This is a genomic window from Leptospira ilyithenensis (genome assembly GCF_004771005.1).
Classification (GTDB): Bacteria; Spirochaetota; Leptospiria; order Leptospirales; family Leptospiraceae; genus Leptospira_A; species Leptospira_A ilyithenensis.
Window position 1 is genome coordinate 306,058 of the sequence record NZ_RQHV01000042.1, and the last position, 14,767, is coordinate 320,824.

Annotated in this window: 13 protein-coding genes; 8 read left to right on the forward strand and 5 right to left on the reverse strand. The window is 40.8% G+C overall.

The genetic code is table 11. The features are described from left to right. Position 1: 1 nt before the first annotated feature. Positions 2 to 1,882 carry an alpha/beta fold hydrolase gene (locus tag EHS11_RS08175; RefSeq protein ID WP_135763879.1) on the reverse strand — a complete coding sequence of 627 codons (1,881 nt, stop codon included), beginning with the start codon at positions 1,880 to 1,882 and terminating at the stop codon, positions 2 to 4. An 80-nt stretch (positions 1,883 to 1,962) separates the two neighbouring features. On the opposite strand from EHS11_RS08175, the gene thyX reads away from it, so the two are divergent. The 4 genes from thyX to EHS11_RS08195 all read left to right on the forward strand — a co-directional run bounded on the left by thyX (position 1,963) and on the right by EHS11_RS08195 (position 6,364). Continuing rightward, positions 1,963 to 2,886: an FAD-dependent thymidylate synthase gene (gene thyX / locus EHS11_RS08180; RefSeq protein WP_135763880.1), complete on the forward strand. Its 924-nt coding sequence runs from the start codon at positions 1,963 to 1,965 to the stop codon at positions 2,884 to 2,886. An 82-nt stretch (positions 2,887 to 2,968) separates the two neighbouring features. Continuing rightward, entirely contained in the window at positions 2,969 to 3,676 is a 708-nt protein-coding gene (locus EHS11_RS08185) for a FecR family protein (RefSeq protein WP_135763881.1), read from the forward strand. Continuing rightward, positions 3,676 to 5,076: a hypothetical protein gene (locus EHS11_RS08190; protein ID WP_135763882.1), complete on the forward strand. Its 1,401-nt coding sequence runs from the start codon at positions 3,676 to 3,678 to the stop codon at positions 5,074 to 5,076. The genes EHS11_RS08185 and EHS11_RS08190 overlap by 1 nt, the downstream gene beginning before the upstream one ends. Before the next feature lie 4 nt (positions 5,077 to 5,080). Continuing rightward, positions 5,081 to 6,364 carry a protein-disulfide reductase DsbD family protein gene (locus EHS11_RS08195; RefSeq protein WP_135763883.1) on the forward strand — a complete coding sequence of 428 codons (1,284 nt, stop codon included), beginning with the start codon at positions 5,081 to 5,083 and terminating at the stop codon, positions 6,362 to 6,364. A gap of 453 nt (positions 6,365 to 6,817) precedes the next feature. Here the strand turns inward: EHS11_RS08195 and EHS11_RS08200 are convergent, their stop codons facing one another. After that, on the reverse strand, positions 6,818 to 7,759 hold the full coding sequence (locus tag EHS11_RS08200) for an NAD(P)H-dependent flavin oxidoreductase (protein WP_135763884.1): 942 nt from the start codon (positions 7,757 to 7,759) through the stop codon (positions 6,818 to 6,820). Beyond that, the gene (locus tag EHS11_RS08205; protein WP_246047682.1) at positions 7,756 to 8,121 is read right to left on the reverse strand and encodes a hypothetical protein; all 366 of its coding nucleotides are present in this window, start codon (positions 8,119 to 8,121) and stop codon (positions 7,756 to 7,758) included. The genes EHS11_RS08200 and EHS11_RS08205 overlap by 4 nt, the downstream gene beginning before the upstream one ends. Between EHS11_RS08205 and EHS11_RS08210 the strand changes: the two genes are divergently transcribed. Then, the gene (locus tag EHS11_RS08210) at positions 8,093 to 10,060 is read left to right on the forward strand and encodes a PP2C family protein-serine/threonine phosphatase (RefSeq protein ID WP_135763885.1); all 1,968 of its coding nucleotides are present in this window, start codon (positions 8,093 to 8,095) and stop codon (positions 10,058 to 10,060) included. The two genes, EHS11_RS08205 and EHS11_RS08210, sit on opposite strands and share 29 nt — an antisense overlap. A 6-nt stretch (positions 10,061 to 10,066) precedes the next feature. Here the strand turns inward: EHS11_RS08210 and EHS11_RS08215 are convergent, their stop codons facing one another. Then, the gene (locus tag EHS11_RS08215; protein ID WP_135763886.1) at positions 10,067 to 11,104 is read right to left on the reverse strand and encodes a zinc-binding dehydrogenase; all 1,038 of its coding nucleotides are present in this window, start codon (positions 11,102 to 11,104) and stop codon (positions 10,067 to 10,069) included. Then, on the reverse strand, positions 11,104 to 11,715 hold the full coding sequence (locus EHS11_RS08220; protein ID WP_135763887.1) for a hypothetical protein: 612 nt from the start codon (positions 11,713 to 11,715) through the stop codon (positions 11,104 to 11,106). The genes EHS11_RS08215 and EHS11_RS08220 overlap by 1 nt, the downstream gene beginning before the upstream one ends. A 96-nt stretch (positions 11,716 to 11,811) precedes the next feature. Between EHS11_RS08220 and EHS11_RS08225 the strand changes: the two genes are divergently transcribed. Genes EHS11_RS08225 through EHS11_RS08235 form a run of 3 tightly spaced genes read left to right on the forward strand, consistent with a single transcriptional unit; the run spans position 11,812 to position 14,759 of the window. Continuing rightward, positions 11,812 to 12,648: an adhesin OmpL37 family surface protein gene (locus tag EHS11_RS08225; RefSeq protein ID WP_210413653.1), complete on the forward strand. Its 837-nt coding sequence runs from the start codon at positions 11,812 to 11,814 to the stop codon at positions 12,646 to 12,648. Between the two features lie 6 nt (positions 12,649 to 12,654). Then, positions 12,655 to 13,317 carry a rhomboid family intramembrane serine protease gene (locus EHS11_RS08230; RefSeq protein ID WP_135763888.1) on the forward strand — a complete coding sequence of 221 codons (663 nt, stop codon included), beginning with the start codon at positions 12,655 to 12,657 and terminating at the stop codon, positions 13,315 to 13,317. Next, complete coding sequence (locus tag EHS11_RS08235; RefSeq protein WP_135763889.1) at positions 13,317 to 14,759, forward strand: MDR/zinc-dependent alcohol dehydrogenase-like family protein; 1,443 nt, start codon at positions 13,317 to 13,319, stop codon at positions 14,757 to 14,759. Before EHS11_RS08230 ends, EHS11_RS08235 begins: the two co-directional genes overlap by 1 nt. Positions 14,760 to 14,767: the final 8 nt, after the last annotated feature.

The window sequence follows — 14,767 nt, forward strand, 5'->3', positions numbered from 1 at the left end:
CTTAAGGTAGTTTTGTAATCCAGTCATTGATTCCTTCTGTCATTTTCCTGACTGTTTCAGGATGAAAGATGATACCAAGATGGCCTTGGTCATACTTGGTAATGACTTTGTTTTCCGAAGGTAGTTTGGGAAGATCCGCCAAAGAATCTTCGGGAACAATTTGATCCACAGTTCCAATCACACTATAAATAGGTAGATTGAAGTTTTTAATAAAATTTTCAGTATAGTTGATCTTACCATCTTGGGACAAAAAGCTTCGGTGATTGGAAATCTGGCTTTGAAAGAATTGCATGATTACGGAAACGGATTCTTCGCAGAATACATCCTCCATTAAAAAATACCATTCCGGCGGAGTGATTTCTTTATAACCGACAAAGTCCTTGATGGTAAGAACCTTTGTTCCCAAATCATAACTAAACGTTCGTAAGCTGGAATGCAGATTCAACAAGAATTTGAAAAACTTTTTCAAGTCGATTGTTTGAATCGTTGCTTGCATGGAAAACGAAGCCATACTCAAGATCATATCGCTGATCATTTGGTGAGGCATAAGACCGAATCCCTTTTTGATCGTATCCAATCCGATAAAATTCGATTTTAAGCTGATATAATTCGGCGAGGTGATGGAAACGACTCCTGCAAGATGTTCTTCCGGGCGAGGTAGATTGAATTCTTCCTTTAGCTCTTTGATAATATCATATGAAGATGCATAAAAGCGGGGAATCATTCCTCCCATACTATGCCCTACTACAACGGTTCTTTCACTCGGGTAATGCCAACGAATCCATCGGAGTACTTCCGGGAAATCGTCTTGGATGTAATTGTCTACAGTCCACCCTTCCTTCTTTCCGTGTTTGGGCATCGTCTGTCTGGAACGCCCGCGCATATCCATTAGGAAAACGCGATATCCGTATTTTAGCGCCAGTTCTTTGGCGAGTTTGTCCAGCACGGAACGGCGACAAAAAAACCCGGGAATCAGAAGTAAGTTTTTTCCAGTGCTGTTTAATTTTTCCGGTATAAGACTTTTTAAGGAAACCGCATAACCTTCAGTAGTTGGGATAATAAAGGAAGCATCCATCCTATATTCCATATTGTACTGATGCGATTTGAATATGATGGAAGTAACGGGCTCTTTCTGATCTTTCGTAGTCGTATAGAATAAGTTTCTGGAATTGGAAACAGTATCCGCTTTTTCAATATTCTTCTGAGCAATATAAGGATCACTGCCGGTTTCCATTTCCTTTGCAGTGACAAAACTGATTACATCGAAAAGCGAATAAAGTTGTAACATAAGAGGACGGATCTCATCCTCTCTGAGCGGATCTTTCGTAATTCCCCAAAGAATCCCAATCGGATTTTCATTAACGAATAACGTCAGTCCTACGGCGTAGTTCATTGTATCGGAAAGAAGTACTTTCTTCTCAGGGTGAATTTCGGCTTCTTTGAGATTTATGATTTGGATTTCTGGTCGAAGTCCTTTATTAAAATCAATGATTGCTTTTTGAACGAAACGTGCGGACTCGTTTCGTGGATCGCTTAGCGGGATAGGTCTGGACTTTTTGATGTATTCATCAAAGCCTGGAATTCTTCTTCTCTCTGCGATCTCTTTTAGTTTGAAATGAGTAGCAGTAGAAACTATTTTCATCTGGTCATTATCAATTACTTCGAAGATGGAAAAGCTAAAAACCGGTTCATCATCAAAATGAATCAGAGACACCATTTTATTGGTAAAAGACTGCCAGATATTTTCGATAAACTGAAAGGTAGGTTTGGGTACAGGAAAGATATAAATTTTTTCCGGATTCACCATTAGGCTTTTGCTCGAGCCTCTTGCTGAATTCTTTATTAACCGGTCATCCCAGTAAGGTGTTTCTTCGATCGCCATCAGTATCCTTCTATTTGTATAAATACTTATGACCTATTTTCGACTTTTCAGATGCATGAGAACTAAAAAATAAAGCAAATATGCAACAATCTGACTTTGAGCCGATTTCACGGATTTCCGTACCTTCCCTAGACTCTATTTTGGGGAAACCCTTTCCAGTTTTAGATGATGGCTTTGTTAGACTTGTCGATTATATGGGATCTGACGAGGCGATTGTGCAAGCGGCACGCACTTCGTACGGAAAAGGAACAAAAAAAGTTAGCGAAGACAGAGGATTGATTCGTTATCTTATGAGACACAGACATAGCACTCCTTTCGAAATGTGCGAAGTGAAATTTCACATTCGGGTCCCTATGGATACTTGGAGACAATGGATTCGCCATAGAATGGCAAATGTCAACGAATACTCTACGCGTTACTCCGTAGCAATCGATTCAGCCCAAGCTACCGATCCGGGTCAATGGAGAGTCCAATCCGTAGGAAACAGACAAGGCAGTGGCGGTTATCTTGATCTGGAAAAAGGGAACCACCTAACAGAGAAAGAAAAAGAGCTTCAATCTTTGGCAAATTCCATTTACCAAGAAAGATTGGATTTGGGAGTTGCCCGCGAACAAGCGCGTAAAGATTTACCGCTTTCCACTTATACGGAAGCTTATTGGAAAATAGATCTACATAATTTATTGCATTTCCTGGCTCTTCGAATGGATGATCATGCTCAACTTGAAATCCGTCTTTTTGCCAAAACGATCGGAGAAGAAATCGTCAGCAAATGGGTGCCTAATGCCTGGGAAGCATTTTTGGATTATCGTGTTCGTTCTCTTTCTTTAACACAGTATGACAAAGATATCATTGCGGCAATCAATCGTTCCGGAAAGGAAGAAGCAAAAAAGCTAGCCATTCAATTTGGGCTATTAGATGAATCCGGGACAACTTCCAAAAAGAGTAGGGAACGTGATGAGTTGGAATTAAAATTATCCGATTTGGGCTTCGCCATCCCTTGGTAAATAAATTCTAAACCCGGATTTGTTTTTCCCCTTAGGAAAAATATTTCTTGTAAGACTTAGGGGAAATCCTATAGTTTTGGTCATGCGCCACTTAACTATACAAATATTATTTCTACTGGCCTTCACCTTCTCGGTTCATGCGGGCGAATTCGCCGTTGCGGGTTATGTGAAGGGAAAGGTCAGTGTCCTCTCTGCAGATGACACAGCCAAACTTTGGAAAACATTCAAAGTTAATGATGTTCTAAAGCCTGGAGATACCATCCAAACCGGAAACGGGTCTAAAGTTGACCTCGTTTTTAAAGAAACAGAATTTAGAATCCAACCTAATTCTAGTTTTACCTTGAAAGAGTGGAATCCCAAAGAACAGATTTCAAAAGGTTATCTGGAAAAAGGTGCCGCTTGGTTTAAGGTAAAAGATTTCAAAAAGGGATTTGAAGTTGGAAGTCCGACCACCACGGCAGGTGTTCGTGGAACCGCCTTCGGAGTCTACTATGAGGAAAAAGACAAAAAAACTCTCACTTGCGTTTGCGAGGGAAAGGTCGACGTAAACGGTAAAGTTTTTTCCCAAGGAACAAGCGGCACTGTAGCACTTGGATCCGATCAAATTGAAACCAATGATTACAAAGACCTGATTGTAAAATCTGAAAAAAAAGGATTTCCAGGAGGAGCAACTGTACAATTCGAAAAGAAATTGAAGGATTCCCCTTTGTTGACGAGTTGTTTGTCTTGCCACAAACCGGTTGGTTGGGAAGCTAAAGGAATCATCCCGGATCAAAAATATGGTAACTAGTGCTTAGAAAATTTTTTTTATCGGCTTTATTCAGTGTCTCTTCTTTATTTGCAGAAGAACTAGTAACTACAAAAAAAGAAGAGCCTGACGCCTATTTCGGTTTGAAGCTGGGAGCTATTGTTACACCTACCTTCGGTTATAGGGTAAGAGACGCCGCATCAGGTGTTTCAGATACCACTCAATCGGAAAAAACGGGATTTTCCATGCCTTGGACTCTTGTTTCCATTTCGAAAGAGTGGGATGATAAGGGGATCAAGGTTGAATTTTGGGGGGAAGTGATCCGAAGCAGCGTTCTTTCCAATGATACCAACGCCACAACAGGCGGAAATAAATCCAATCCTCAGATGTTTGCCATTCGTAGAGCAAACGTTCAAAAAAAATGGGAGCTGGGAAATACCAAACACACACTTGTTTTCGGAATGCAAGAGCTTCCCCACATGCACTCTATTTGGGGAGGATACTATGACTGGCGTTATATGGAGAGGTCTCCTCTTGAATCGCTTGGATTTTCTCCCGATCCTGTAGACCTTGGACTTTCCTATATTGCCCAATGGAAATCTTTGACTGCTCATTTGGCAGTTGTTAATGGGGAAGGATACAGAAGCATACAAAATGCCACCGGCAGCGGTTATGATTCCATTCTTCGTTTGAGTTGGGAACAAAAGTTCCTGGATGATTTTAAAGCAGGTTTACATTTCCTAGGTAGACGCGCCAATGCCTTCGGATATGCAGGGAATGAGTGCTTTGAAGGCAAATCAAAATGTATTCCGAATGACAATGATCCCAATACGGCACTTCGTGGTGACGTTCGACTTTCTCAGGAAGATTCCTATGCTGTGGAGTCTAACTTCATATGGAGAGAGTATGTGAATATGGGACTGGGTGGAATGGCTAAAAAGAAATTTGGCGGTCAATACAGCAATGCAATGATTCCTACTGAATTTCCCAAATATGTTCAGGAGAAATATGGTCGCGGCAGTTATGTCTGGTTTGGTTTGGGAAACGGTATGTTTCGGATTGTATTTCGTGGAGAAGTGGCGACAGGCGGTGCTGCGCAAGGACTTAGGGCTACGGAAACAAATTCCCAAGAACCATGGGTCAGGGTCTCCAATACTGGAAATTTACAATCTCCTGCCTATTCGGATAAATCCTATTATATTTCCAAACAAGTCTATTTAGAATATTTCTGGTCCGAGTCGGCAAGGCTTGGTATAGGATATCAGGAACTTCGCTCCTATGACACATTAGGTTCGCCTAACAAATGGTACATTGACAACTTGTCCAATGAACGAACCGCTTCCGAATACACAGAACAATTTAGCAAACCTTCACTTGCACAAATTTCAGAATATGGAAGATTGGATCGTAATATTTTAGTCAAAGCATCCCTTCAATTTTAATTTTATGATTTCAGAATTACAACTATATATAGAATCCCAGTTAGCCGGCAACGGCATTCACCCCACTATTTTCCTTTTGTTGGCGTTAGGCGGATTTCTTGCCAGTCTACTTCCTTGTGTATATCCTTTATACCCGATTACGGCAGGAATTCTTGGCAATCGACAAGGGCAAAACAAATGGATTCATCCGTTATTATATTATTTTGGACTTGCATTCATCTATTTGTTATTTGGTGTTGTTGCGGGATTTACCGGAGGGCTATTCAATCAGTTTTTGCGATTCCCCGAAACCAATTTGGTATTGGCTTATTTATTATTCATTCTGGGACTCTCGTCAATTGAGTTCATTCAGCTTCCTTTTTTCGGAAAAAATGCCGTATCAACACAAAATTCATGTTATACGGGCAGTTTTCTTTTGGGAATGGGGGCAGGTCTGTTATCTTCTCCCTGTGTCGGTCCTGTCGTGGTCGCAGTCCTTTTGCAAATTGTAACTGCAAGCAACGGCTCTTTGGAAATTTTGACTTTGGTTGTGACATCGTTCAAGATGTTCGCTTTCGGTTTAGGTGTGGGACTTCCTTTTTTGGCAATAGGAGTTTTCGGTCTTTCTCTTCCAAAGTCGGGCAAGTGGATGCGTTACGTGCAATGGGCGCTTGCTATTGTGATTTTCTACTTTTCTTATACTTATCTTTTAAAAGCGGGTGCCGGATTCGGATGGAACGAAACAAATACACTTGAAGTTTTTGTTTTATGGACTTTGCTTTTAACCGCTGCTTTCTTCTTGCAAAATCCTTCGGACTATCTACCGGTTCGGATGAAATCTGCGTTGGCACTTTCCAGTTTAATTATAGTTAGTATTTCCTTATTGGTTGCTGTTTCAAAGTCGAAAGGGTGGAGTGAAAATCCATCTTTGAGCGAATCTTCCTGGGAAGATCATGAAAATCTAAGATGGTATCGCACTGAAAAAAAAGTTTATGATCTTTCCCGAAAAGAAAAACTACCTATCTTTGTGGATTTTTATGCAGACTGGTGTACCAATTGTAAGGAATTTCAAAAACTCTCTCTGTCCGATGTTACTTTGAATCAAACCTTAAAGAATAATGCCATCTTATGGAAAATATACGATACAGATCCTGTCTTTGAAACATTTGCAATTGATCCTAGATTTACGGAGCTAAAGATCGGTTTGCCTTTCTTTTTGGTCCTGGATGAAAATGGAACGGTTCTATTCAAAACCACAGACTATCTGGATACTAAGGGAATGGTTGGCGCAGTTGAGGGGAAAAAGTAAGCGACATAAGATTTTCGCGGGAATCCTGAAAGCCCCCGCCCTGTTGATCAGCTTCGCTGATGATTCTCCGAATACTTTTCGCTTCTATTGGCGCTCAAAGGGGTTGGGGGGTGAGGCTCGTGGGCTGCAATCAACCACCTAATACAAATCTTCCTTTCCGTCGAATCTTAGTTCAATTCTTGAAATTTTTCTTCAAATAAGTTCGCCTTTTATCCAACAACATGATGTTAATCGAATTTCATAAACTTACACAAACCGAACACGACTTAAAATCACTCGTTTCGATCGGACGACCGAAGAAAGGGAATTGGAAACTAAAAGTTTCCTTTTACATGATTTTACGCATTTTGCGATTGAATCGGAAGCTAAAATTCGGAATGTATTTTGGGGAATCTATGAAATTGGAATGGCTGATTTGAGTCAGGTGTTTTGGCACCTGGCCGCTGTTAATTTTTATCTTGGTAATTTACCTACGATTTCCAAATACTCTTTCACCATTTCATCGATGACATCTTTGGCAGGACGCACGTTTTCAATTTGTGCAACACCTTGGCCGGCAGACCAGATGTCTCTCCAGCGTTTGTATTCTTGTTCCATCGCGTGTTCGCCTCCGGCATGGCCTTCGGCAATCTTTCTCGGACTGCTCTCCATAAGCTCAGGCGACTTTTTAACCGATTTTTCCAGCCAGTTTGCAGGAATCCCGGAAATTTTTTCAGTATAGATGATTTCTTCGGGAACAGAATCAATTAACATTTGTTTGTATTCATTCTGGGCACGTGATTCATTGGTAGCAATGAATTTTGTTCCTACATAGACCGCATCAGCACCTAATGCAAGTGCTGCTGCCATTTGTGCTCCACCGGAGATTGCACCCGCAGCGATGACAGGAAGTCCGGTTTCTTTTTTGAGATAAGGAATGAGTGCGAATGGTGTTATGTTTCCCGCATGGCCGCCTGCACCTTGTGCAACAGTGATCAATGCATCAGCCCCGGACTTGGCAACAATGTTTGCGTGTTTCAAAGTGGTAACATCACAAAAAAGGTGCGCTCCGTTGGCTTTGATTTCCTTTGCAATGGTCCTGGGAGTTCCGAGACTTGTAATGATCAGTTCTACTTTCATTTCCATTACTACTTCAAATTGTTTTGCCCAATTCGGATTATGATCTTTATGGAGAATGATATTTACACCGATCGGCTTTTTGGTTTTGGACCGAATCTCCTGCAGTCCGTCTTTCAGTTGTTCGGGGGTGCGATAATTGAGGGAAGGAAAACATCCGATTCCTCCTGCTTCCGAAACGGCGACAACTAGTTCAGGGTAAGAAACTAAAAACATGGGAGCTGCTATGATCGGTAGATCGATCTTTAGCATTTCAGTGATAGGGGTATTTATTTTCATGGATACGTCTTTGTTGGGGATAGATTGGGAAGTTCGGGAGGGTATTTTCCATTGCGAGGAACGCAACTGATACCTACACCTCTTAAAACGTAACAGATGGAATCTTTAGTAATACATTTCAAGCTTTTCTCAAACTCCAAACCATCAATCTCCGTAGGAATAGAATAACATTCCATCTTATCTTGGTTGATCAGCTCCGGGGGGGTTACGGGTGTTTGCGCGTTTATGTTTTTTGATAGGGAAAAACTGATCGCTAACAAACAAAAAAAGATTAGGAAACGATTGGGATTCATGTACATTGAACCTTCTTCTTCATAATGGATTTTGAAACAAATGGAAGTCAAACCTAATACAATATTCAATGAGAGAAAGATTTTTTTCTTTCAATGGTTTTGTTCGGTCATTTTAGCCTTCTTTGTTTCTTGCCATACCCAATATGGAAACGGTTTTGAGGATCCTCCTTCTTTTTCCGTTTCCGAGTCAAAGGCGGAATATTTAACTGTTCCTGCCAATTTACAGGAAATCAATCCGTCTTCCCTGCCGAAAGATTCCTGGAAACAATTTGAGACCCATCGAATGGGAATGGTAACCATTCCGGGAAATGATCTTTGGATTCGTTTTCCGGACCACCAGCTTTTTCGATACAAGAACCCTGCTTTATTTATCGAGATAGCTTTGGAATCGCCGACCGTTTATCAGAACGATAAGAAAGTTTATTCTTTTCGTGAAAGGGATTATGTGTTTCCTCATATCATTCCGCTTTCGGGCGAACCCGGCGGTTACATTTACATTCATTGTAAATCATCTTACAAAGGTTATATTGGTCTGGACGGAAAAGTCAGATTGGAAGAATATTCTCAATCATGGATTCAGTTATTGCGTGATAATGCGGCACGTACATTTCTTTCTCCGGTTTTGGTTGTTCTTTCCCTCCTATTTTTAGGTTTGTTTTTTTTGAGATGGGAAGAGCGGATTTATTTGTATTTCTCGATTTTACTTTTGAGCAGTGCAATCGTTGAAGTCATGAACGGATTCATTGCTTTTTCGTTGTTTAATTATTCCAGAATTACAATTCCCCTAATATATATTAATTTTGCAATTTATCCCATTCTGTTATTGTTATTTCTGAAACAGATATATCCTGTTTTTTTTAAAAACCTTTTCGAGATTATGATTTTTGTTCATGTCCTTGTTTATGTATACAGTTTGCTGGCAAGTTGGAATAGCGGGATTTCCTTTTTAAACGCAGAATGGAATTACAGCTGGTGGGTGATTTTGGAAGGGATCATCGCCATTTTAATTTCTATCTATGTTTTGATTCGTGGGGATTCCAAACTCAAGTTAGTTACTTGGGGTTTGCTTGCCATTGTAATCACCGGTTCTCACGACACGCTTGTGGATATGAATGTATTTCCATGGAAGCAAAGGATTATCCATCAGGGTTTTTGGATGATGATATTACTTTTTGGTTTTTTTGTATTTCGCTATTATTGGAATATTCTCAATTCCATTGATAGTTTCAATAAGGAACTTCAGAAAAAAAATAAAGACTTGGAACGGTTGTTCGCCATTGATAAAGATATGGCTTTGGCAAAGGAATTGCAAAGATCTCTTCTTTCCGATCATATCAAAGAAGATGAAAACATCAACTTAGTCGCTTTCACACAATCCTTACACAGCATTGGTGGAGATTATTTCGATCATGATTGCGATAGTCTCGGTAATTGGGGGATCTTGTTATGCGATGTTGCAGGTCATGGGATTTCTTCGGCGGTAGTTGCGGCAATGTCCAAGATGGCTTTTACCGGTGCTAAGGCATACATTCAATATCCGACCAGAGTTTTTAATTTCATGAACAGACATCTTTCCGGAAAAACCAAAGGATTGTTCATTACAGCATCTTATTTATTTATAGATACGGAGACAGGCAAACTGGTTTATTCCAATGCAGGACATCCGGGTTTTTTCATCTTACGCAATAATTCGGCCGCTTTGCTGGAACATCGTGCGAAAGGAAAACCATTGGGTGTCTTTGGAGAAAGCGAATATAAGGAAGAATCCACACAACTGTTGTCGGGAGATAAGATTTTTCTTTACACAGACGGTGTATTGGACCTAAACAATGATAAAAACGAGTCATTCAACGAAGAAAGACTCAAACAGTTGTTATGGGAAAATAAAAACTTACCGATTCAAAATCTAAAGACGACCGTCCAGAATTCCTTATCCGATTTTTGCAAATCCTGGGAACATCAGGAAGATGATGTTTCCTTTATCATTATCGAATATAAAAACGGTTGATTATGATTATAGTTCCGGATTGATGATAAAACGAATCGGATTTTCTCTTTTTTCCTCTAAAGCATGGAGGTATTCGTTTACGTCTTCCAGTTTATGAACACCGCTGATGGATCGGGTTAGATCGATTTTTTTATCAGTATAAAGCTGAATGAGTTCGGGGATGGCACGACTGTCGGAACCGTAAGAACCTGTAATCCGGATCTGTCTTTCAATTAGAAAAAAAGGCATTGGGATTTCCAATTTGTTTCTTCCTATTCCTACAAGCACGATCCTTCCTCCGCGGTTCATACTGCGGATGCTGCTTTCGATGTTTGCCATAAAGCCGGAAAAGTCTGCGATCAAATCGATTCCCTTTGCTTTCTCTTTTAAAATCTTTCCCAATTGCATATTCTTTTCAAGTAGGATCACTTCATCCGCACCGTAAGACAAAGCATTGTCAAGAGAACCTCTGTCTATGTCCACGGCAAAAATCCTACCGGCACCTAACGCTTTTGCTATGGCGACTGCGTGAATCCCCAAACCGCCGCAACCTATGACTACTACTGTTTCGCCCGGTTTTAGCTCACCTTGGTATTTGATGGCGTGGTAAGGTGTGGAAACCGCATCGGCGAGAATTGCGCCTTGCGGAAACGGAATGGAATCGGGAAGTTTATGAAGGTATCTTTCTTCTACATGAATGAATTCCGCAAAACCACCGCTTCGGTTGAATCCGAATACTCCGATCTCTTCGCAAAGATTTTCCCTACCTGCCAGACAATAAGAACATTTTCCGCAACTGGTTCCCGCACCTACGACCACGCGGTCACCTAGCTTGAATTTTGTGACAGTTTCTCCTAATTGAATCACTTCTCCGGACATCTCATGGCCCGGGATGCAAGGAGAATATGTGGATTTCATCTTACCATGCAAAACAAAATGAATATCGGAACCGCAGATTCCACAGGCTTTTATTTTCACCTTTACTTGGTTAGGGGAAAGTTCGGGTAATTCCACTTCTTCGATTTTGAGCGACCTTTGGCCACTATGCAAAATCGCAGCTTTCATTAAAACATACCGTCCAGTTGGCTCAATAGGTCCGAAGATTCTTCTTTAGGCTCTTCCAAATATTCCAAAGTCGTTTCTATAATTCCGTCCAAATAATATTTTCGATTTTTGTAAGTGGATAAAAATTCTCTTGTTCGGACTTTCTGTTCTTCGGCAAGTCGATTTTCTAATGCAAGTTTGGTGAGAGCCATCACTCCGAAAGCGGATTTTAATTCATCAATATGATTTGCGATTTGAAAGACTTCTTCCACATCCAATTCTTTGAAAGTTGCGATCATATCCGCTATGAGCTCGATGGCTCCGATCGGGACGGTTCGATCCAAAGATTTGACATAATTCATAAGAATTCGGTAACTTTTGCTATCCCCGACATAGGAAAGTATGTAAACCATTCCACTCAGAATGGATTTATGATAACCCCAGCTCAAACGTCCCGAATCTGCTTCCCGAACAAGTTGATAGATCAGCGCCCAGACATTTTTATCCCCTTCTGCGGCGGATTTCATCAATTGGATCAATCTTTTTTCCCAAAAGGGCGTGTCCATCTCGGTCTTTAGGATCTCGATTGTTTCCGTAGGGGAAGAAGGCAATGTATCTAACGTGGGAGCCATAACACTATAGACATAATCTTTAGAAAAGATACTAGGCTGTCTTTTCTTTTTTATCTTCCTGCCGATTAGAAAGCTGAACCGAGAATAGAGACATAGATGTTACGAATACTGTCATTTTTCATCCTGATGGCAATTGCCTGGACTGAGTCGTCCCCCGACCAATCCAGTTCCAAGGCAACTCAGCTAATAAGAGTTAGTTATGGATTGAAGGACAATTACGAATTCTTAAGAATTCTAAATTCTACTGTTACCAACAGAGGAACGGAAGATCAAAAAAAATATTATAAGAGATGCATTCAGCATCATATCGAATCGGAAATCCTTCACCTTCAAATGGATCTCGGTCGTTCTTATGCAGAATTACGTAGAACGCAAGGTCTACTGATTAAACTGTACATTCTGATTCTGGATGAAGAAGTGGAAGATCTGGAAATAGAATTGAGTCGTTTGGCTCGGCTGGCAAATGGAAAGGAAAAAACAGAAAGCAAACTCTATTTACGTTTGGGATATAGGGAAATCGCGGTTGCCAAACAAAGACTTATGGTAGGAAAAAACATCCGCCCATATCTTTATTTGATGAAGCTACAGGAATTGGCTTACTCTCTTAAGTCTTTAAAACAGGCCGAAAAGTACATTGTATTGCTTGGATTACTGCATGATTCTATTGACGATTTTGCCCCGGAAGCTAAAACTTTTCCCGGTTTGGTTGCAGAAGTGAATCGTATCATAGTAAATGATACGGAAAAATATTTAAGACTTTTATACGACAGTCAGTTTGATTCTTACAACGCGATTAATTTTTATGAAATGGTTTGGAAACAACCGGATATGTTTGAGCTTGCACAAGGTATCCCTAGTTTTGATCCTAGTTATGTTCGCAATCCGAAAGAAGCAAGTCCTCCGGCTACTTCTGCGGATTCCACAAAACCTTAAAATCAAATGAGATCTTTTATCTGGGAATTTCCCTTAACCGCATGCTTTGTTTCAGGAATGGTGATTTTATATCCTACCGTGATGGTTTTTTTTCCAACGGCAGTTGATGAATATTTTTTAGCAACTCCCGGTGAATTGCAACCTATCAACTGGATACTCAGCACATTCTTTCACGGATCATTTGCACATTTGTTTTCCAATATGTTCTTTTTACTGATCTTGGGTCGTGTAGTCGAATATAGAGTCGGTAGATCAAAGTGGCTTTTGTTTTATTTTATGGCCGGTTTTTTATCCGTATTAGGTGACTGGATTGTGAGAGGTTTTTTCATAGGAGACAGAACTCCTGTGCTCGGAGCAAGCGGTGCGATTTCGGGATTGGCATCGGTTGCAGCCTTACTTTCTCCGTTTCGATTTCCCATTTCCAAAAAACAGGCGATTCCTTTTCCAGTTTTTTTATTCGCTTGGTTTATGATTTATTCGGATATGACAAATCTATTTGCACGTGATCATGTTGCCCATTGGGCGCATATAGGCGGATTTTTTTCCGTCTTTGTAACTGCCTATATGCTCAGTCAAAAGGAGCGTTCCGAGATCAGGAAAGGCTTTCTTGTGAACTTCACCTTTTTTACATTGACTGTGATTCTTCTCTTTTTTATCAACAATAGGTAATGCAAATTAGATTTAATGCTCTGGATTACAAAGCTGACGACAGTTTTGAAACATCAGAATATGAGTATGATGGTAGTTTGGAAGCTGGTTGGAAAATCCGCCGCAACGGTGCCGATTATCTTACCCTTGGTCCCGGTTATAAATTATTAAAAACAAAATTCTGCGGAGTTTGTTCTACGGATATCGACCGCAGATTTTTACCTCATCCTCTTCCGCAGATCATCGGACATGAGTTAGTGGCCGAAAGCGTTGAAGAAAATCCCAAAAAACAATATGTAGTCGAGATCAACGACACTTTCGAAGCGAGGGGAAACAAAGAAACCGATGTTTTCTGCACGGTGGGACTTCCTACGCATTCCCCGGAAAGAAGAGTACTTGGAATCGATAGATTGCCCGGCGGATTCGGCTCTTATATTTTAGCTCCTCAAAATGCAGCCATTGAAGCGGAAGGTATTTCCGAAAAAGTAGCGGTTCTTATGGAACCGTTTGCGGCGGCATTGCAAGCGATCCTTGCATCTCCACCCAAGGAAGGGGATCATGTTGCTGTTCTGGGTCCGCGTCGGTTGGGAAGTTTGGTTCTTGCCGCATTGAAAGCCCATCGACAATTTCAGAAAATCAACTTTCGCATAACTGCGATTACTAGACATGATCATCTGATCGAACTTTCCAAAAAAATGGGTGCCGATGATGTGGTGGATCTTCGCAATACGGATGTTGGGTCCTTGCGCAGATCTTTCGATATTGTTTATGATACTACAAGTACAGTCAGCGGATTTGAATCTGCCATAGGATTTTCCAAAAGAGAACTGCATCTAAAAACAACTAACGGACAAGCTATGGGCGGACTTTCTCACCTAACCGAACTTGTGGTGGACGAATTGTCGATACTACCTGCAACCTTGGAAAATCTTTCCTTTCATTGGCCAAGGGAAAATAGAAAAAATGAAACTGTATTTTTATTTTCTTCCGTTGCGGACAAATGGAAAAAACTCATATCGCCCGATATCAAAGTCTTTGAAGGGAGTGCTTACGAAGGCGAAGCCATTTTGTTATCCGATGCATTTGCTGACAGGCTTCCCCGATTTGATCTGGTGATCGCAGGGACTTCGGAAGAAGTCGGGCTTGCCATTCGCCCCAATCCGAAATCGGAAACATCCCTTGTTCGTCCCAGAAGTGCGATTTTGGCGGATACTTCTTCTGAATCCGGTTGGCAAAATGATTCTAAACTTTTAAAGGAGTTCTTTCAAGAGGGCAAAGTGATTCGCACTTCCCGCTGCGGGGATTTTCATTATGCATTGAAACTTCTAAAGGAAAATCCCGATGTTGCTTCCGCATTGGAAACAAATATGATTTCTCATATGTTCCCTGCAAAAGATTTGGAATCCGCTTATGCAAAAGCAAAAGATCCTTCTTCCGTAAAAGTCGTAGTTAGTTTTCCATAAGAGGGAAT